This window comes from Corynebacterium urinipleomorphum, from assembly GCF_900155535.1.
Taxonomy (GTDB): Bacteria; Actinomycetota; Actinomycetes; order Mycobacteriales; family Mycobacteriaceae; genus Corynebacterium; species Corynebacterium urinipleomorphum.
On the sequence record NZ_LT706965.1, the window covers coordinates 669,960 to 687,219 of the forward strand.

17 protein-coding genes are annotated in these 17,260 nt (G+C 64.2%); 3 read left to right on the forward strand and 14 right to left on the reverse strand.

Annotated elements, in window-relative coordinates:
- From dapA to dapB, 3 genes are read right to left on the reverse strand one after another with little or no spacing between them, the layout of a single operon-like run.
- Positions 1-909, reverse strand: coding sequence for a 4-hydroxy-tetrahydrodipicolinate synthase (dapA, locus tag CZ338_RS10345; protein WP_087118110.1), 909 nt, complete (start codon positions 907-909; stop codon positions 1-3).
- Between the two features lie 43 nt (positions 910-952).
- Entirely contained in the window at positions 953-1,705 is a 753-nt protein-coding gene (thyX, locus tag CZ338_RS10350; protein WP_087118111.1) for an FAD-dependent thymidylate synthase, read from the reverse strand.
- Entirely contained in the window at positions 1,706-2,467 is a 762-nt protein-coding gene (gene dapB, locus CZ338_RS10355; protein ID WP_087118112.1) for a 4-hydroxy-tetrahydrodipicolinate reductase, read from the reverse strand. It abuts the gene before it with no gap.
- Between the two features lie 208 nt (positions 2,468-2,675).
- On the opposite strand from dapB, the gene CZ338_RS10360 reads away from it, so the two are divergent.
- On the forward strand, positions 2,676-3,341 hold the full coding sequence (locus CZ338_RS10360; protein WP_143341303.1) for an AMIN-like domain-containing (lipo)protein: 666 nt from the start codon (positions 2,676-2,678) through the stop codon (positions 3,339-3,341).
- Positions 3,342-3,365: 24 nt separating this feature from the next.
- A complete protein-coding gene (locus tag CZ338_RS10365; protein ID WP_087118114.1) occupies positions 3,366-3,755 on the forward strand; it encodes a cupredoxin domain-containing protein in 390 nt (129 codons plus the stop codon).
- Here the strand turns inward: CZ338_RS10365 and CZ338_RS10370 are convergent.
- From CZ338_RS10370 to CZ338_RS10390, 5 genes are all read right to left on the reverse strand, one after another.
- On the reverse strand, positions 3,752-4,948 hold the full coding sequence (locus CZ338_RS10370; RefSeq protein WP_087118115.1) for a hypothetical protein: 1,197 nt from the start codon (positions 4,946-4,948) through the stop codon (positions 3,752-3,754). The two genes, CZ338_RS10365 and CZ338_RS10370, sit on opposite strands and share 4 nt — an antisense overlap.
- A gap of 100 nt (positions 4,949-5,048) precedes the next feature.
- Positions 5,049-7,355: a polyribonucleotide nucleotidyltransferase gene (locus CZ338_RS10375; RefSeq protein ID WP_087118116.1), complete on the reverse strand. Its 2,307-nt coding sequence runs from the start codon at positions 7,353-7,355 to the stop codon at positions 5,049-5,051.
- A gap of 167 nt (positions 7,356-7,522) precedes the next feature.
- Positions 7,523-7,792 (reverse strand): 30S ribosomal protein S15, encoded by a 270-nt coding sequence (gene rpsO / locus CZ338_RS10380; protein WP_087118117.1) that lies wholly within the window; start codon positions 7,790-7,792, stop codon positions 7,523-7,525.
- Between the two features lie 173 nt (positions 7,793-7,965).
- A complete protein-coding gene (locus CZ338_RS10385; protein ID WP_087118118.1) occupies positions 7,966-8,922 on the reverse strand; it encodes a nucleoside hydrolase in 957 nt (318 codons plus the stop codon).
- 43 nt (positions 8,923-8,965) lie between these two features.
- Complete coding sequence (locus tag CZ338_RS10390; protein WP_087118119.1) at positions 8,966-9,952, reverse strand: bifunctional riboflavin kinase/FAD synthetase; 987 nt, start codon at positions 9,950-9,952, stop codon at positions 8,966-8,968.
- A gap of 31 nt (positions 9,953-9,983) precedes the next feature.
- Here CZ338_RS10390 and truB point away from each other — a divergent pair, with 31 nt between their 5' ends.
- The gene (gene truB, locus CZ338_RS10395; protein WP_087118120.1) at positions 9,984-10,892 is read left to right on the forward strand and encodes a tRNA pseudouridine(55) synthase TruB; all 909 of its coding nucleotides are present in this window, start codon (positions 9,984-9,986) and stop codon (positions 10,890-10,892) included.
- A gap of 1 nt (position 10,893) precedes the next feature.
- Here truB and CZ338_RS10400 read toward each other — a convergent pair whose 3' ends face one another.
- The 6 genes from CZ338_RS10400 to infB all read right to left on the reverse strand — a co-directional run.
- A complete protein-coding gene (locus CZ338_RS10400) occupies positions 10,894-11,556 on the reverse strand; it encodes a 4'-phosphopantetheinyl transferase family protein (RefSeq protein WP_235839534.1) in 663 nt (220 codons plus the stop codon).
- Positions 11,553-12,353, reverse strand: coding sequence for a metallophosphoesterase family protein (locus CZ338_RS10405; RefSeq protein ID WP_087118121.1), 801 nt, complete (start codon positions 12,351-12,353; stop codon positions 11,553-11,555). Before CZ338_RS10405 ends, CZ338_RS10400 begins: the two co-directional genes overlap by 4 nt.
- Positions 12,354-12,384: 31 nt before the next feature.
- Positions 12,385-13,722: an MATE family efflux transporter gene (locus tag CZ338_RS10410; RefSeq protein ID WP_087118122.1), complete on the reverse strand. Its 1,338-nt coding sequence runs from the start codon at positions 13,720-13,722 to the stop codon at positions 12,385-12,387.
- Complete coding sequence (locus CZ338_RS10415) at positions 13,719-14,714, reverse strand: DHH family phosphoesterase (protein ID WP_087118123.1); 996 nt, start codon at positions 14,712-14,714, stop codon at positions 13,719-13,721. The genes CZ338_RS10410 and CZ338_RS10415 overlap by 4 nt, the downstream gene beginning before the upstream one ends.
- Positions 14,715-15,149 carry a 30S ribosome-binding factor RbfA gene (gene rbfA / locus CZ338_RS10420; protein WP_087118124.1) on the reverse strand — a complete coding sequence of 145 codons (435 nt, stop codon included), beginning with the start codon at positions 15,147-15,149 and terminating at the stop codon, positions 14,715-14,717. It abuts the gene before it with no gap.
- A 128-nt stretch (positions 15,150-15,277) separates the two neighbouring features.
- Positions 15,278-17,260 (reverse strand): translation initiation factor IF-2 (gene infB, locus CZ338_RS10425; RefSeq protein ID WP_143341309.1); only part of this gene is annotated, 1,983 nt, incomplete at its 5' end.

Sequence of the window (17,260 nt, forward strand, 5' to 3'; positions counted from 1 at the left end):
TTATAGGACTCCAGCCTTTTCCATGTCTCGGCGCAGAGCCTCCATCTGCTTGTCGTCTGCTGCGACAACGGGCAGGCGGGGGTCTCCGACCTCAAAGCCCTGCAGGCGCAGGGCTGCTTTTGCAAATGTCACTCCACCAAGCACAGCCTGCTGTCCAGCAAGCACACTCATGGTGGTGGCGTTGATTTCCCGCGCACGGGCGAGGTCGCCTTCCTCGAAGCTTGTCACCATTTCTCTCATCAAACCTGGGGCTGCGTGGGCGATCACGGAGATCACTCCTGTCGCACCAATGGAGAACCACGGCAGGTTGAGAACGTCGTCGCCAGAGTACCAGGCCAGACCGGTCTCATTGATAATCGCGGTGGCTTCCAGCATGTCGCCCTTAGCGTCTTTGACAGCCTTCACTGTCGGCAGCTCAGCCAAGGCGCGGATCGTGGAACCGGCGATAGGAATGCCGGAGCGACCCGGAATGTCGTACAGGCAGATCGGTAGATCGGTAGCTTCCGCCACGGCGCTGAAGTGCTTCAGCAGTCCGGCCTGAGACGGCTTGGAGTAGTACGGAGTGACCACCAGGAGGGAGTCGGCGCCGGCATCGCGCGATGCTTCGGCCAGCGCGACAGTGGAGCGCGTGTCGTTGGTACCCGCGCCCGCCATGATCTTCACCCGGTCACCGAGCTCCTCGCGCACTGCCTTGATCAGGGCGATCTTCTCGTCCGCGGATGTTGTGGGCGACTCACCCGTAGTGCCGCCAAGGATGAGAGAGTCGACACCGTTGTCGACTAGGTGGGCAGCCAACTTTCGCCCGGCTTCTAGGTCCAGCTCGCCGTCGCGGTCGAACGGGGTGACCATTGCAATACCGACAGTGCCGAATTCTTCTGCACCGATTTGTGCTTTAGTTGAAATGCCCATGGTTATACAGGGTACATTCTCTTCCCCGCCAAGCTGCGTAGCCCTATCCGGCGTAGGGGCTGGTTGCCATCACGGAGCCGTCGGCAAGCGTGCTGATGAGGAAGTCGTCGAAAAGCGCGGGCGCTTGTTTCTTGAGTATTTCCAGGCATGCAACGGCAAGTTCGCGGATTTCGGTGTCGGCGTGCTCGCTCGCGCGCGCCGCGATGAATTCGCGCCACGCCCGGTAGTTTCCGGTGACCACGAAGCGGGTCTCGGTGGCGTTGGGCAGGATTGCGCGGGCGGCTTGACGCGCTTTTTTCTTGCGCAGAAGAGCGTTCGGCTCGGCATCAAGGTTGCTCTCCAGCGCCTGAAGGAGCTCTTCGTAGACGAACCGTGTCTCGTCGACGGCGGCCAGGAACATACGCGCGAGTTCCTCGTCGTCCGCGATCGCGGCGGGCACGACGACATCCGATTCGCCCGCCGGCACAAAGCGCTGGGAAAGCTGCGAGAACGATAGGTGGCGGTGCCGGAGAAGCTCGTTGCCCGCCGCGCGCGAAAGGCCGCGCACGTACAGCGTCGCGGTCGCGTGCTCGAGCAGCGCGTCGTGGCCCACCTCGAGAATGTGGCGCAGATACGCCTCGTTGCTCGCCGTGTGCGGGTTCGGTTTGTCAAAGGTCTCGTAGCAGGCGCGCCCGGCAAACTCGACGAGCGCTTCCGCCTCCGTGGCTACGGAATCCTGTTCCCACTCCACGTCCGCGGGGGCCGCGAACGACGTCGCTGCAATGAGCTGCACGTCCAAATTCTTGCTCTGTGTCATTTAAAGACCCAGGTAGTTATCCAGGCCCACCGTCAGGCCGGGGTGATCCGCGACCTGGCGCACGCCTGTGAGCACGCCCGGCACAAAGGACTCACGGCCGTACGAATCCTGGCGGATGGCCAGCGATTGATCGGTGGTACCGAAGATGATCTCCTCGTGCGCGACCATTCCCTGCATGCGCACGGCATGCACCTTGACACCGTCGACATCGGCGCCGCGGGAGCCGTCGAGGGCTTGTTCCGTCGCGTCCGGCATCGCGCCCATTTTCGCTTCTCGACGAGCCTCCGCAATCCCCTGCGCCGTCTTCACCGCCGTGCCCGACGGGGCGTCGAGCTTATTCGGGTGGTGGTACTCGACGACCTCAGCCGAGTCGAAAAACGGAGCTGCTTGGCGCGCGAACGCCATGGCCAACACCGCAGAGATGGCGAAGTTGGGGGCAATCAGCACACCGACGCCGTTGCCTTCTCCCCCGTTCTTGGCTTCAAGCCAGTCGCGAACCTGGTTGTAACGCTCCTCGTCAAAGCCGGTGGTGCCCACGACAGCGTGGATACCGTTGTTGATGCAGAATTCCAGGTTATCCATGACAACACCCGGGGTGGTGAAATCAACGACAGCTTCCGCACCGCTTTCCACCAGCAGGTCAAGAGAGTCGCCAGCATCCACTTCTGCTACGAGTTCCAAGTCGTCCGCCGCGTTGACACCTGCGACTACTGCCGATCCGACCCGGCCCTTCGCTCCGAGCACTCCCACCTTGATAGCCATGATTCGCCTTCCTGCCGGCTTGCTCGCGCCGGCGATGCATGTTCGCTTTAACCGATTACTGTTCGTTGAACGTTGTCCGTACCAACCATAACCCCGTGGTACGACAACGCCTGCCCGCCCCTCCCTCGGGCCTGTGCACAACCCATGCACAACCCACCGGGGTTCGCATTCCAGCCGCAGGCATGACAGCACAGCTATGGTAGGACTCATGAAACTCAAGTCACTCAGGGCAACAACAGTCACACTAGTGGCAGGTGTGGCCTTCACCGCGCTCGCCGCATGTGGCTCCGACGACAATGTCGCCGAGCCCGCCATGACAGTGAACGCACCTGGCTCCTCGACTGGGGAGCAGCAGGTGATTGAGTCTTCCAGCCCTGGCACGGCTACGCCGCCTCCCAGCAACGACACCCGCGCCGCAGCTGTGGACGAACAGCTCACCGACGGGGAGTACAGCACCGGGCCCACAGAGGAATTCGGCGGTTCCTACGGCGAACTTCGCACGACCGACATCCGTGTCGGCTCCCACGACAACTACGACCGCCTCGTCTTCGAATTCGCCGGCCGCGGCGAACCCCAGTACCACGCCGGGTACAACGACGACCCTCGACAACAGGCATCCGGCTTCCCTCTCGAAGTGCCTGGAAACGCCAAGCTTGAGCTGATGATCCACGGTACTGCGGGCGACATGTCCACCGATGCGAAATACGCAGCGACTAAAGAACTCGGACTCGCCAGCGGCAATATCGTCGAGGTGTACAACGGCGGCACCTTCGAGGCGGATTCACAGTACATTGTCGGCTTAGACACCAAGCGCCCCTACAAGGTCTCGGTTTTGCACGAGCCGACCCGCCTTGTGGTCGACTTTCAAAAATAGACGTTGATGGGGTCACCGCAATCAATGTCGCCCTCCCGCGCGCAAGCCACGGCTTGGGTCATCGTTGCCCTCATTGTCACCGCTGCGGTCGCGGGGGCTTTGCTCGCTCACTCGCGCTCGAATGGTGCGGATAAGGTGTCGGGTCCGGTGATCCAAGACATCACCATCACGGGCATGCGGTTTTCTCCCGCACGCATCGAGGTGGACAATTCGACCCCGGTCGTTCTCAAGATCACCAATGAAGACGACCGCACACACGACCTGAAAATCGGATCGCAATACTCTGGCGTGATTTCACCGGGCGAGACGGTGGTGCGCGACTTTGGCACCTTCGACACCAGCATTCAAGGTTGGTGCACTATGGCGTCGCACAAAGCCCGGGGCATGGTCTACGACGTGGTGGTCACGAACTAATCCCGCATCCCCCGCGCAGCTGCGTGATCCGTGATCACCGCGCGCTGCGCCCGAACTCCCCGGGCCATGAGCGGGATGAACACAACCAGGCACAGGCACGCCACCAGGCTGCACACGATTCGCACAACCGACGACGGTGCGAAGAGCCACCCGAGCAAAGCCAGGTTGAACACAATGACACGCGTAACCCCAGCGCGGTTGAGCTCCGCCAGCCCCGCCCGCGTCGCTGCCGGGCCGCCGCCAATCGTTGTGGGCATCAGGTAACTCATCGTCCCAATGAGCAGCTGAGCGGCGAACCCTACGAGAAGAGGAAGGGTGGGAGGAGAAAGGGGATCGAGGAAGCCGTCGATAAGTAGGGCGGACGTGCCGAAAGCCACGAGCGATGCCACGAGCCACGCGACAGCGAGCAGAGCGGACAAAGAAGAATAAGTGAAGCGGTCGCGCGTCATCGCCGACAGCACACCCGCCAACCACGTTTGCAGCGCCCACACCCACGCGGAGGCGTAAACGAGGACACCGATTCCGAGCACTCGCCCACCCCCGGTCAGAGCGCCTGCGACTGCGAGGGCAAGACCCGCACCCACAACACCCAACACAATGCGCGGGTGTGCCGGCGACACCCTTATCCGCCACATTGCCGGGAGCAGCACCACTAACGACGCCATCGCGGCGAATCCGACGAACCCGCCGACGTTCATCAAGACGTGCGCCAGAAGAATTCTCTGATGCCAGGCTCCCCGCAGATCCAGCGCGAGAGCGGCACCGAAGCATCCGCCGACAACGAGGCTCACCGCCGATGCCACGTAGCCCCACGCAACCGGGCGAAACCGCTTACGGTGCTCAGATGAAGCAATGAGCTTGCCGACGCTCCACGCGTGCCATCCCACAGCACCGAGCATCAGCCCGGCGCCGCACCATGTGATGATCCAGTGCCAAGCGGTTGTGCTGAACAACTGTCCCACCAGGACCGCAACGGCACCGCCATTGACCAGGCGGGAGCGGGTCAGTTGAGCTGGTCGCGCCGACTCCGGGAGTCTCTGTTGAAGGAACCGTTCGGTGAGGTTTTGGGACCACACCATGATGGAATTCGTGAGAACGCCAAGGGTGAAAATGTGGATGAGCAGCCAGCGCGACTCCGGAACAAAGGGGTGCGCGAGGCCGACAAGGACGAAGACCCCCATCCACACCGACACGGGACGCGACACCTTGCGGTGCCACACACGAGGGTCCCAGCGGGACGACTCCGAGCTCCGCCCGTTCGTCGCCCCAGCTGATGTGTCAGAGGCTTGACGTTTACTCGTCGTCCTCATCCTCGTTGACCGGAACGAGGGAGATCTTGCCGCGGTTATCAATGTCGGCGATCTCCACCTCGATCTTGTCGCCGACATTGACCACGTCTTCGACATTCTCGATGCGCTTGCTGCCGCCGAGCTTGGAGATGTGCACCAGGCCGTCGCGGCCCGGGGTCAGCGACACGAAGGCTCCGAAGGCAACGGTCTTGACCACGGTGCCCAGGTAGCGCTCCCCGACCTTCGGCTGCTGCGGGTTGGCGATGGAGTTGATCTTCTCAATCGCGGCATCGGCAGCTTCACCCGTTGCGGCCGAAACGTAAATCGTTCCGTCGTCCTCAATGGAGACATCAGCGCCAGTGTCCTCGGTGATCTGGTTGATCGTCTTGCCTTTGGGCCCGATGACCTCGCCGATCTTGGACACAGGGACTTTGACGGTGGTGATCTTCGGGGCGAGCGGGCTCATCTCGTCCGGGCCCTCGATGATCTCGGCCATGGTGTCCAGGATCGCCTCGCGGGCATCCTTCGCCTGCGTCAGCGCGCCGGCCAGAACGTCGGACGGAATGCCGTCGAGCTTGGTGTCCAGCTGCAGGGCGGTGATGAACTCGGAGGTGCCGGCGACCTTGAAGTCCATGTCACCGAACGCGTCCTCAGCGCCGAGGATGTCGGTCAGCGCGACGTACTTAGTTTCGCCGTCGACCTCACCCGAGACAAGGCCCATGGCGATGCCGGCGACCGGAGCAGCCAGCGGAACGCCGGCGTTGTACAGCGACAATGTAGACGCGCACACCGAACCCATGGATGTCGAACCATTCGAGCCCAGCGCCTCGGACACCTGGCGGATCGTGTACGGGAACTCCTCCTTGGATGGGATCACCGGCACGAGGGCGCGCTCGGCGAGCGCACCGTGGCCGATCTCGCGGCGCTTCGGGGAGCCGACGCGGCCGGTCTCGCCTGTAGAGTACGGCGGGAAGTTGTAGTGGTGGATGTAGTGCTTGGACGTCTCCGGGTGGAGGGAGTCCAGCTGCTGCTCCATCTTCAGCATGTCCAGGGTGGTCACGCCGAGGATCTGGGTCTCGCCGCGCTCGAACAGCGAGGAGCCGTGGGCACGGGGAACCAGTTCGACTTCGACCTCGAGGTCGCGGATGTCGGTGACCCCGCGGCCGTCGATACGGAAGCCCTCGGTGAGGATCTTGTTGCGCACGATCTGCTTCATTACGGCGTTGTACGCGGCGCGGATCTGCTTGGATGCGTCCGCGTCATCCTCGCCTGGGAGGGAGTCGAGCAGGTCCGCCTCGATCTCTTCCATGTAGGCGTTAGTGGCGTCGTCGCGCTCGCCCTTGCCCTTGATGGTGAGCAGCTTGGAGAGCTTCTTGGACGCCTTCTTCTCCACAGCGTCGAAGACCTCGTCGCTGTACGGCGGGAAGAGCGGGAACTCCTGGGTCTCCTTCGCGGTGCGCTCCGCCAGGCCCTTCTGCGCCTCGCACAGCGTCCTGATGAAGGGCTTCGCAGCCTCGAGGCCTTCCGCGACCGTGGACTCGGTCGGCGCAGGTGCGCCATCCTCGACAAGCTTGACGACGTTCGCGCCAGCCCCCGCCTCCACCATCATGATCGCGACGTCCTCGACCTTTTTGCGGCCCTTCTTCTTCTCCACGATGCGGCCGGCGACGACCATCTCGAAGACGGCCTGCTCGTGCTGCTCGTGGTTCGGGAATGCCACCCACTGGCCGTTCGGGTGGTCCTCATCGGCGATGAGCGCCATGCGCACGCCGCCGACGGCACCGGAAACCGGCAGGCCCGACAGCTGCGTGGCAGCGGATGCGCCGTTGATGGCCACGACGTCGTAGTACTCCTCCGGGTCCCAGCTCATGACGGTGATGACGACCTGGACCTCGTTGCGCAGACCCTTGACAAAGGTCGGGCGCAGCGGACGGTCGATGAGACGGCACGCCAGGATCGCCTCGGTGGACGGGCGGCCCTCACGGCGGAAGAACGAACCCGGGATCTTGCCCGCGGCGTACATGCGCTCTTCCACGTCGACAGTGAGCGGGAAGAAGTCGAAGCCCTCGCGCGGCTGGTTCGATGCCGTGGTGGTGGCCAGCAGCATCGTCTCGTCGTCAAGGTAGGTGGTCACAGAACCGTCCGCCTGGCGGGCGAGCTGACCGGTCTCGAACCGGACGGTGCGCTCACCGAAGTCGCCGTTATCCAGGACGGCTACTGCGTCGGTGATTCCGTATTCCTCGTCGACGTTGAATTCGACTGAATTGTCCGGGGTGTGTTTCTGGTGCTTGCTCAACAGATCCCTTTCCATGGGGTTCTCGTCTTTATGGCGATCATCGGTGCCGCCGTTGGATGTTCCTAGATGCAACAACCAGGCATGCTACCAGCACACATGGAAAAACGCCCAGTTCATCCACAACGGCGGATGAACTGGGCGCTAAGGTGCCGGCTGGGCGGCAGCCACGCTAGCGCGCTGGACTAGCGGCGCAGACCCAGGCGGGCGATGAGCTCACGGTAGCGCTCAACATTGTTCTCGCGCAGGTACTTCAGCAGGCCGCGGCGGCGACCGACGAGCAGCAGCAGACCACGGCGGGAGTGGTGGTCGTGCTTGTGGTCCTTGAGGTGCTCGGTGAGGTTGTTGATGCGCTCGGTGAGCAGTGCGACCTGGGCCTCCGGGGAGCCGGTGTCGGTCTCGTGCAGGCCGTACTCCTTGAGGATCTCTGCCTTCTTCTCAGTGGTCAAAGCCATTGTTCAGTCTCCTTGGTTATTTCAGTTCGCATTCTGCGGATCTCCCCACTCAAGGGAAGCGGTGCCGGCGACTGCTGCGAACCACAGTCGTGCCACGCTGCACTGAGCACAGCGCGGAGCCGTTACCGAGAAAGTCATGCTAGCGCACGGGCACCGACAACTGTTAATCGCGCTTAGCTCGTCGCGGCGGCGAGGTCCGTCAGGCGGCGCATGAATTCGTCGAGGAAACGCGTCTTGTCCACGCCCACGGCGACCTTGGCGGTCTTCTTCTCGTCGTTGAGGCGGGTCTCGTCGCCGATGGTGCGGCCGCGGGTCTCGCCCTCGGTGTCGACCTTGAGGTTGATGTCCAGGGTGTCCACCAGCGTCGGGTCGATGGCCACGCCGACGGCCAGCGGGTCGTGCAGGCCGCAGCCGCCGAGGTGCGGCGCGGTGGTCTTGTAGGCGTCGATGTAGTAATTCGTCGCTGCCGCCAAAAAGTCGCCGCCCGGGGTGCCCAGCGCTTCCCACTTCGCGGTCTCCTCCACCGTCAGGAGGGTCTGCAGGGTGACATCCAGGCCGATCATGGTGATGTCGGTGAGGCGGCGGAAAATCGCGTCGGTGGCCTCAGGGTCCTGGTTGACATTCGCCTCCGCCCACGGGGAGACGTTGCCCGGAACGGTGAGTGCGCCACCCATCATGACAATGTGCGCGTTATCGGCGAACGTCTGGCTCACCTTCGCCGCAGCGGCAATCGTGGTAGACGGGCCGGTGGGCACAATGACCAGCTCGTCGCCGTACTGTTCCACGGACTCGACGAGGAAGTCCACGGCGGACTTCGTCTCCACCGAACGGGTCGGCTCCGGCAGCTGCGCCTCGCCCACACCGTTCTTGCCGTGAATGAACTCGGAGATCTCCAGCACCTCGAAGGACTCCTTCGCGCTGGCGTGGCCCGGCCCTGCGTAGACGGGAACGTCAGTGCGGCCGAAGAGCTCGAGGATGGCCAGGGTATTGCGCACGCCGGTCTCCACCAAGACGTTGCCGTACGTGCCGGTCACTCCGATGAGGTCCACTTCCTCGGAGCCGAGGGCGTATGCGAGGGCGAGGGCATCGTCGATGCCGGTGTCCAGATCCAGAATCATTTTGCGGGTCATGGCACACCACACTAGCCCGTCTCAACCAGCGGGCTGCGACAGGTTAAGACAAGATTTCCCGGACGCGGGCGACATCGCGGGCCATGTTCTCCAGCAGCTCGTCAACTGAGTCGAATTTCACCATGTCGCGCACCTTGGCAATGAATTCAACTCGGGCAACACGGCCGTACAGGTCGGCGTCCCGGTCGAGCACGAAAGACTCGATGCTGCGGCGGTGGTCGCCGAAGGTGGGGTTCGTGCCCACGGAGATCGCCGCCGGGTACCGGATGCCGGGCTCCATGTCGCCTTCGATGGACCCGAGAGCCTCCGAGTCCCCGGCCTCCGAATCTGGCAGCACAGTGAACCATCCGGCGTAGACACCGTCGGCGGGAACAGCGTCGGTGTCCGCTGCGTACTGGTTGGCAGTCGGGTACCCGAGTTCCCTGCCGCCGCGGCCCGCGCCGCGCTCCACCTCAGCGGTCACGGAGAATTCGCGGCCCAGGAACTCGGAGGCCGCGGCGACGTCGCCGCCGCGGAGGGCGTCGCGGATGGCGGTGGAGCAGACGCGCTCGGTGCCGTCGAAAAGCAGCGAAACGACATCGACGTCAACTTGGTACTTCTCCCCGAGCGCAAGCATTGTCTGCGCGGTGCCCGACGCACCCGCACCGAAAGTGAAGTTCTCCCCCACAACCACGCGCGAAGCGTGCAGCGTCTCCACGATCACGGAACGGAAATACTCCTCGGGGCTCACCCCGGCGAGCTCTTTCGTGAAGTCGATGACCAGCAGGTGGTCGACGCCCAGCTCGCCGATCAGACGGGCGCGCTCCGTGAGCGGCAGCAACGTGTCCGGGGTGCGCTCGGGCGCGAAAATCTTCACCGGGTGCGGGTCGAACGTCATCACCACGGAATCCACCCCAGCCTCGCGGGCGAGGTCAACCGCCCGCCGGATGAGCTTCTGGTGGCCGCGGTGCACGCCGTCGAAGACACCGATGGTGACAACGGGGTCGCGCATGTCGGCGGGAACCTGGCCGAGCCCAGACAAAATATCCACGCCGGAAAGCGTAGTGCATAGTGTGGTGACTATGAACGTGGGCCAAAACGCAGATCAGCTTTCACGCGCGGGCGTGGTCGTCGTGGATAAGCCAGCTGGCATGACCAGCCATGATGTCGTCGCGCGTCTGCGGCGCATTTTCGGGACGCGGAAGGTGGGGCACGCGGGCACGCTCGACCCGATGGCCACCGGTGTACTCGTGGCGGGCATCGAGCGCGGGACGAAACTGCTCGCGCACCTCGTCGCCGATGACAAGGTCTACTCCACCACGATCCGGCTCGGAGCCGCGACGAGCACAGACGACGCTGAGGGTGAGGTGCTCAGCGACACAGATGCCGGGCACCTCACCGACGACGAGATCATGGCTCAGGTCGACGCACTGACAGGCGAGATCATGCAGGTTCCGTCGAAGGTCTCCGCGATCAAGATCGACGGCAAGCGCGCACACGAGCTCGTCCGCGAGGGCAAGGACGTGGAGATTCCCCCGCGCCCCGTGACGATCTTCAGCTTCGGCGTCTCGCAGATCCGGCGCGACGGCGCATTCGTGGACGTGGACGCGCGCGTGCATTGCTCGTCGGGCACCTACATCCGTTCGCTCGCGCGCGACATGGGCGAGGCGCTCGGGGTGGGCGGGCACCTCACCGCGCTGCGCCGCGAGGCGTCCGGCCCGTTCACCCTCGAGCACGCGCGCACCCTCGAGGAACTCTCCGATCACCCCGCGTTGTCCCTCACCCTCGACGAGGCATTGACCACCGCGTGGCCCGTGCTCAACGTCACCGCCGACGAGTACGCGGCGCTCGCAATGGGCAAATGGCTGGAACCCCGCGGTGTGAAGGGCGTCCACGCCGCCGTCGGACCGGACCGCAGGGCCGTCGCGCTAGTCAAAGAAAAAGGCAACCGCTTATCGACGGTCTTCGTCGCCCGCCCCTCCACCCTCTAATTCAATGCGCCGCCGGCACGAATGTCGCCGCACAAACGTACCCCGACCGCACAAGCCACCGGCCCTCAATGAACGGCACCGGTGCCGGCCGGGCGAGCAGGTACGAAATGAACGTGCCGTCGGGGCGGATGTCGATCTCGGCGTCCTCGAATCCCAGCCACCGCATGGTCATGGGGAACCACGCCTTGTAGGTGGCCTCTTTAGCGCAGAACAGGAGGCGGTCGGCCCAGTCGTTGCCAGCAGCCTTCTGCAGGTCCACCCAGTGGCGCTCCGGCGAGCGGGCAATCTGGTCGAGCACGCCTTCCGGCAACGGTTGCGCCGGTTCTGCGTCGATGCCGACTGAGCGCAGCGCATCCGTTGGCGCCGCGACCGCCACGCGCAGACCGTCCGTGTGAGTGAGCGATCCGGTGTAGCCCTCCGGCCACAGCGGCATGCCCTTCTCCCCTTTAAGGATCGCGCTGGAGGCGTCCATCCCCAGTTCCTTCAGTGCCTCATGCGCGCACCACCGCGCATCACCGAACTCTCCCTTACGGTTGTCCACCGCACGGCTGACCACCACGCGTTCCGCCGGGTGCAGGTCGTTGTAATTCGTCAGATCCGCATTCGTATCCGTCCTCAGAAACACCACGCGGGCAGGGGCAGGAAACAGCTTATCGACGATCACCGTCCCACCTCCATCACCGGATACGGCCACGCAGGCGGATCAGTCCGCCGCTTCCACTCATCCGGGTAGCCCAGAGAGACTTCGATGTGGTCCACCCCGTCGATAGTCTGTACTCCCGGCATGTGCAGATGCCCGTAAATGACCGCCTGGGCGTTGTAGCGCGTCCCCCATCCACGGGTATGACGAGTGCCGCACCACAGCGCTGCCTCACGCAGCCACATCCTGTCGGTGGGTTCCTGCACGAGCGGCCAGTGGTTGATCAGGATCGTCGGCCCCTCGATCCGTGATAGCCGCCTCGTCGAATACGCCAGGCGGTCCCAGCACCACGCGCGGATATCCACGAATGGGGCGATGGCCACCTCATCGGTGAACATGATCTCTTTCTCCCGTGCCCGCGCTAGGGCCTCCTCCACCGTCGACGTGGGCTGCCGGAAGGAGTAGTCGTACAAGGTGAACAAGGGCACAATGGTCACTCCGCCGAAGACCGGATACGGGTCCTCGGGCGTGATCACGCCAAGAGAACGCAATTTGTTCACCAGGTCGGTGTATTTCTCCCGTCCCGTGTACCGGTCGGTGCCACGGGCGAACAACTCGTGGTTACCCGGCACCCAGATCACAGTGTCAAAGCGCTGGACTAGTGACGCCATGATCTGCACGATCAGTTCGGTGCGCTCCGCCACGTCACCAGCGACAATCAGCCAGTCCGACGAGTGCGCCGGGACGATTTCCTCAACGCGTGGGCGGTTCGCTTTCACCGCGGCGTGAAGGTCCGAAACGGCCCACAGTGTCGTCGTCATCCTCGCCCTTTCTCGCTGTGTTTCAGTGAGCCTAGTCGTCCGGCTGGTCCAGGCTCGCCCAGCGCATGGAGTAGAAGCGCCACACATCGCCCACCAGGCGCACCACAATCATGGCTGCCAGCCCGCACCAGATCCCCGTCAGGCCAGTACCCGCCCAGTACGCGATGGCGATCCCGGGCAAAAAGCCGACCAGTACCGAGCTGAGCGTGAGTGTGCGCAGGAATGCGGCATCACCGGCACCCAGCAGCACGCCGTCAAGGGCAAAGAGCACCCCGCCCGCCGCAATCATCGCGATGAGCAGCCACCACGGCACCGCCATCGCATCCAGCACCGCCTCATCGATAGTGAATAGACGCCGGATGAACGGGCCTCCGACCGCGAAGACCGCTGCCAGCGTGAGAGCGAACCACAGGGAAAGGCGGGTGACTTTCTCGCCTACCGCACGGGCTTCGCTGATCCGCCCAGTCCCTAACGCCGACCCGGTGAGCGTCTGCGCGGCGATGGCCAGCGAATCCAGCACAAGGGTGAGAAAGTTCCACAGCTGCAGCATCACCTGGTGCGCCGCCAACGCGGCGACACTCACCCGACCCGCGACGGCCGCCGCCGAGACGAACGCCACTTGGAACGACAGCGAGCGCAAGATCAGGTCGCGGCCGAGCACCAGCTGCCGGGCTATCACCCGGCCGTTCGGTGCCCAGGAACCGGAGTGCGCCACGACGAGTGCCACCAAAAAGCCAGCCGCCGTGAGACCCATGCCGATGACGTTGGCTACCGCTGAGCCCACGAGCCCGAACCGGCCCACCAGGAACGGCAACGCGACCGCGCCGGGAACCAGCCCGCACAGAGTGAGGTAAAACGGCAGCTTTGTGTTCTGGATCCCGCGCAACCACCCATTTCCAGCCATGATGATCAATGTGAGGGGGATCGCGAACGCTGCCACCCGCATCCACTGCACCGCCATGTCAGCCGTCCCAGCGTCGTTGGTGAGGAAGAGCGCGATCGGCCGCGCGAAGATCCACACCACCGTAGCCAGCAGGAGGCCCACCCCGAGTGCGACCCAGGTTGCCTGCACTCCTTCAGCAATGGCGCGCTGTTTCTTGCCCGCACCGTAGAAACGCGAGGAACGCGCCGTGGTGCCGTATGACAGGAAAGTCAGTTGTGTCGTCACGGTGGACTGAACCGTAGCACCCGCGGCGAGAGCTGCGAGTTGGCCAGCACCGAGGCGGCCGATAACGGCGGTGTCGAGCAGCAAGTAAAGCGGATTAGCTGCCAGCACGCCGAGCGCCGGTAACGCGAGGGCGAGAACGCGGCGCAGAGTCACAGATGACTCGGACGCAGTGTGAGGGGGCTGCTCCGTCGCTCCTGTCACTGCGCCGGTGCCATTTCCGCGATCGAGCGCTGCAGGGCCCTGATAGCTTCTTCGACGGGTCCGGCAACGGAGTAACCTGCCGCGGGAATGTGCCCGCCGCCGCCGTGCACAGCTGCGACCTCGGCCATGTTGAGCACGGTCGAACGAAGCGAGACCGACCAATAGCCCGGGTGGATCTCTTTGAACACCACACCGATATCGCTTCCGGTCAAGGCGCGCGAGTATTCGATGATGGATTCCACGGCGGTCTGGTTCATGCCATCGAGATGCGCGTCGTCGATACGCAGCACCGACAGCGTGAGGCGGCCAGCGGCAAGTGTTTGCATTCCGGCCATCACCTCGCCCATGAGCTTCAAGTCATTTGGGGACACCGCATCCATGAGGTCCATGCCCGCGGCGCGCGGTTCTACCCCGTTGTCGAGCAGCTCCGCCGCCAGGATGTGCATGCGCGGCGTCCCCCACCGGAAACTTCCGGTGTCCGTGACCAAACCCGCGTACAGGCAATACGCGATCTCAGGGGTCAGGCTCACACCCAGGTACCGCATGAGCTCGCGGATGATCACCGTCGTCGACTCAGACGGGAGCACAAGATTAAGTCCGCCGAAGCCCGGGTTCGACGCATGGTGGTCGATCACCACGACGCGCGACGGGTCAGCTTCCAGCGCCTGCCGGAAACGCCCCGTGCGGTCGAGGGAAGCGCAGTCTGTAGTCACCACGAGTCCGTCCGCAGGCAACTCCTCGCCGAGAATGACCTCGTCCACTCCCGGAATAGAGGCGAGGTTCTCCGACCACGGCTCACTTTGCCCGATGTGGACATCCGCCGCGATCCCCAACTCGCGCAACGCGAGCGCCAAGCCGGAGGCTGATCCCACCGCATCCGCGTCTGGACGGATGTGAGTGACAATGTGCACGACGTCGGCCGATGTGAGCCGCGCCGCCACTGCCGCGAAATCCCCCTCACCGGGAGCGAAAAGAGTGGCCGGGGACGTCATTTACTCATCCCTCGTTTTGTACGGATCCGCTTCACCCGCCGGAGTCGCGTTCCGCTTCAGCTCGGCGAGTTCTTCGTCGCGCGCGCGTGCGCGGGCAAGCAACTCTTCCATGCGTGCCGACGCCTCCGGCACCGTATCCAGCTCAAAACTCAACGTCGGAGTGAACCGGACACCCAGCTCATCCCCCATAATTTTTCGCAGCTGTCCGCGGGCACGGTGCAATGCTTCCGCAGCCTGGTCGAGGTCGGGTTCGTCATCGATCCCGGCACCGCGAACGGTGTAGTACACAGTCGCGTCGTGCAGATCACCGGTGACCCGGACATCGGTGACAGTGACCAGCTCCAGCCGGCGGTCCTTGATCTGCCGCTCAATCGCGGTGGCCACGATCGTTTGAATCCGCTTGGCCAAGCGCTGCGCGCGGGTGTTGTCAGCCACTGTGATTCCCCTTCCTGCTCTTCAAATCAGCTTCCTTAGTGTAGCGTCCCCCACCAACACCCACGCCCCGCGGGCGGGTGCCTGCGGGGCGTGGGTGCGACAGAGTTTCGTCGATAAGCGATTACGCGTTAGGTGCGCGGAACCTCGACCATCTCGTAGACCTGGATCTCGTCGTCGACCTGGATGTCCGGGTACGACAGGACCATGCCGCATTCGTAACCCTTATCCACCTCGGTGACGTCGTCCTTCTCCCGGCGCAGCGAGTCGATGGTCGCGTCCGGGGTGACCACGTTGCCGTCGCGCACGAGGCGGACCTTGGCACCGCGGCGGACCTTGCCGGAGGTGACCATGCAACCCGCGATGAGGCCGACAGCGGACGCCTTGAAGATCTGGCGGATCTCCGCGGAACCGAGGTCGCGCTCCTCGTAAATGGGCTTGAGCATACCCTTGAGAGCAGCCTCGACATCGTCGATGACCTGGTAGATCACCGAGTAGTAGCGGATCTCCACGCCTTCCTCGTTAGCTTCCTCGGTGGCCTTGCCCTCGGAGCGGACGTTGAAGGCCACGATGACGGCGTCCGACGCCGCAGCCAACGAGACGTTGGTCTGAGTCACAGCACCGACACCGCGGTCGATGATGTTGACCTCCACCTCGTCGTCCACCTCGATCTTGAGCAGAGCCTCCTCGAGGGCCTCCACCGAACCGGCGTTGTCGCCCTTGAGGATGAGGTTGAGCGAGTTGGTCTCCTTGAGCGCCTGGTCCAGGTTCTCCAGGGAGACGCGCTTCTTGCGGCGTGCCTGCATTGCGGCGCGCTGACGTGCGTCACGCTGTGCGGCGATCTGGCGTGCCACGCGGTCGTCCTCGACCACCAGCAAGTTGTCGCCGGGGCCCGGGACACCGTTGAGGCCCTGGACCTGAACCGGGCGGGACGGGCCCGCTTCCTCGACGTCGTTGCCCCACTCGTCGACCATGCGGCGCACGCGGCCGAAGTTGCCGCCTACGACGATGGAGTCGCCGACGCGGAGCGTGCCGCGCTGGACGATGACGGTGGAAACCGGGCCGCGGCCGCGGTCCAGGTGGGACTCGATGGCCAGACCCTGTGCATCCATGTCCGGGTTTGCGGTCAGCTCGAGAGCCGCGTCTGCCGTGAGCAGGACTGCCTCGAGCAAGTCGTCGATGCCCGTGCCGTTCTTCGCCGAGATGTCGATGAACATGGTGTCGCCGCCGTACTCCTCCGGGATGAGGTCGTACTCGGTGAGCTGCCCGCGGATCTTGTCCGGCTGGGCGTCTTCCTTATCCACCTTGTTCACGGCAACCACGATGGGCAGCTCAGCTGCCTTGGCGTGGTTGATCGCCTCCACGGTCTGCGGCATGACGCCGTCATCCGCCGCCACAACGAGGATGGCCAAGTCCGTCGACTTCGCACCGCGGGCACGCATGGCGGTGAACGCCTCGTGGCCCGGGGTATCCAGGAACGTGATCTTGCGCGGCTCGTCCTCCAGGGTGACCTCGGTCTGGTACGCACCGATGCCCTGGGTGATGCCACCAGCCTCGCCGCGGCCCACGTTCGCATTGCGAATCGAGTCCAGCAAGCGGGTCTTACCGTGGTCGACGTGGCCCATAACGGACACCACCGGCGGGCGCTGCTCGAGTTCCTCGTCGCCACCCTCGTCCTCGCCGAACTGGAGGTCAAAGGATTCGAGAAGCTCGCGGTCCTCGTCCTCCGGCGAGACGATCTGCACCTCGTAGTTGATCTCAGCACCGAGCAACTGCAGCGTCTCCTCGGAGACAGACTGCGTTGCCGTCACCATCTCGCCCAGATTGAACAGAGCCTGGACGAGGTTCGATGCCTCGGTTCCGATCTTCTCAGCGAGGTCCGACAAGGTCGCACCCTGACGCAGACGCACGGTCTTGCCGCCGCCGTCGGGCAGGCGAACGCCGCCGACGACGTTCGGTGCGTGCATCTCCTCGTACTCGTGGCGCTTCTGGCGCTTGGACTTACGGCCCTTGCCAGGTGCGCCACCCGGACGCCCGAATGCGCCTGCGGTTCCGCCGCGGCGGCCACCGCGTCCACGGAAACCGCCGCCACCCATCGGACCGCCGGCACCGCC

What these genes read in the sequence shown, in the direction of transcription:
- dapA (WP_087118110.1), bottom strand. Translation starts at nt 909, where the DNA reads ATGGGCATTTCAACTAAAGCACAAATCGGTGCAGAAGAATTCGGCACT.
- thyX (WP_087118111.1), bottom strand. Translation starts at nt 1,705, where the DNA reads ATGACACAGAGCAAGAATTTGGACGTGCAGCTCATTGCAGCGACGTCG.
- dapB (WP_087118112.1), bottom strand. Translation starts at nt 2,467, where the DNA reads ATGGCTATCAAGGTGGGAGTGCTCGGAGCGAAGGGCCGGGTCGGATCG.
- CZ338_RS10360 (WP_143341303.1), top strand. Translation starts at nt 2,676, where the DNA reads ATGAAACTCAAGTCACTCAGGGCAACAACAGTCACACTAGTGGCAGGT.
- CZ338_RS10365 (WP_087118114.1), top strand. Translation starts at nt 3,366, where the DNA reads ATGTCGCCCTCCCGCGCGCAAGCCACGGCTTGGGTCATCGTTGCCCTC.
- CZ338_RS10375 (WP_087118116.1), bottom strand. Translation starts at nt 7,355, where the DNA reads ATGGAAAGGGATCTGTTGAGCAAGCACCAGAAACACACCCCGGACAAT.
- rpsO (WP_087118117.1), bottom strand. Translation starts at nt 7,792, where the DNA reads ATGGCTTTGACCACTGAGAAGAAGGCAGAGATCCTCAAGGAGTACGGC.
- CZ338_RS10385 (WP_087118118.1), bottom strand. Translation starts at nt 8,922, where the DNA reads ATGACCCGCAAAATGATTCTGGATCTGGACACCGGCATCGACGATGCC.
- truB (WP_087118120.1), top strand. Translation starts at nt 9,984, where the DNA reads ATGAACGTGGGCCAAAACGCAGATCAGCTTTCACGCGCGGGCGTGGTC.
- CZ338_RS10405 (WP_087118121.1), bottom strand. Translation starts at nt 12,353, where the DNA reads ATGACGACGACACTGTGGGCCGTTTCGGACCTTCACGCCGCGGTGAAA.
- CZ338_RS10415 (WP_087118123.1), bottom strand. Translation starts at nt 14,714, where the DNA reads ATGACGTCCCCGGCCACTCTTTTCGCTCCCGGTGAGGGGGATTTCGCG.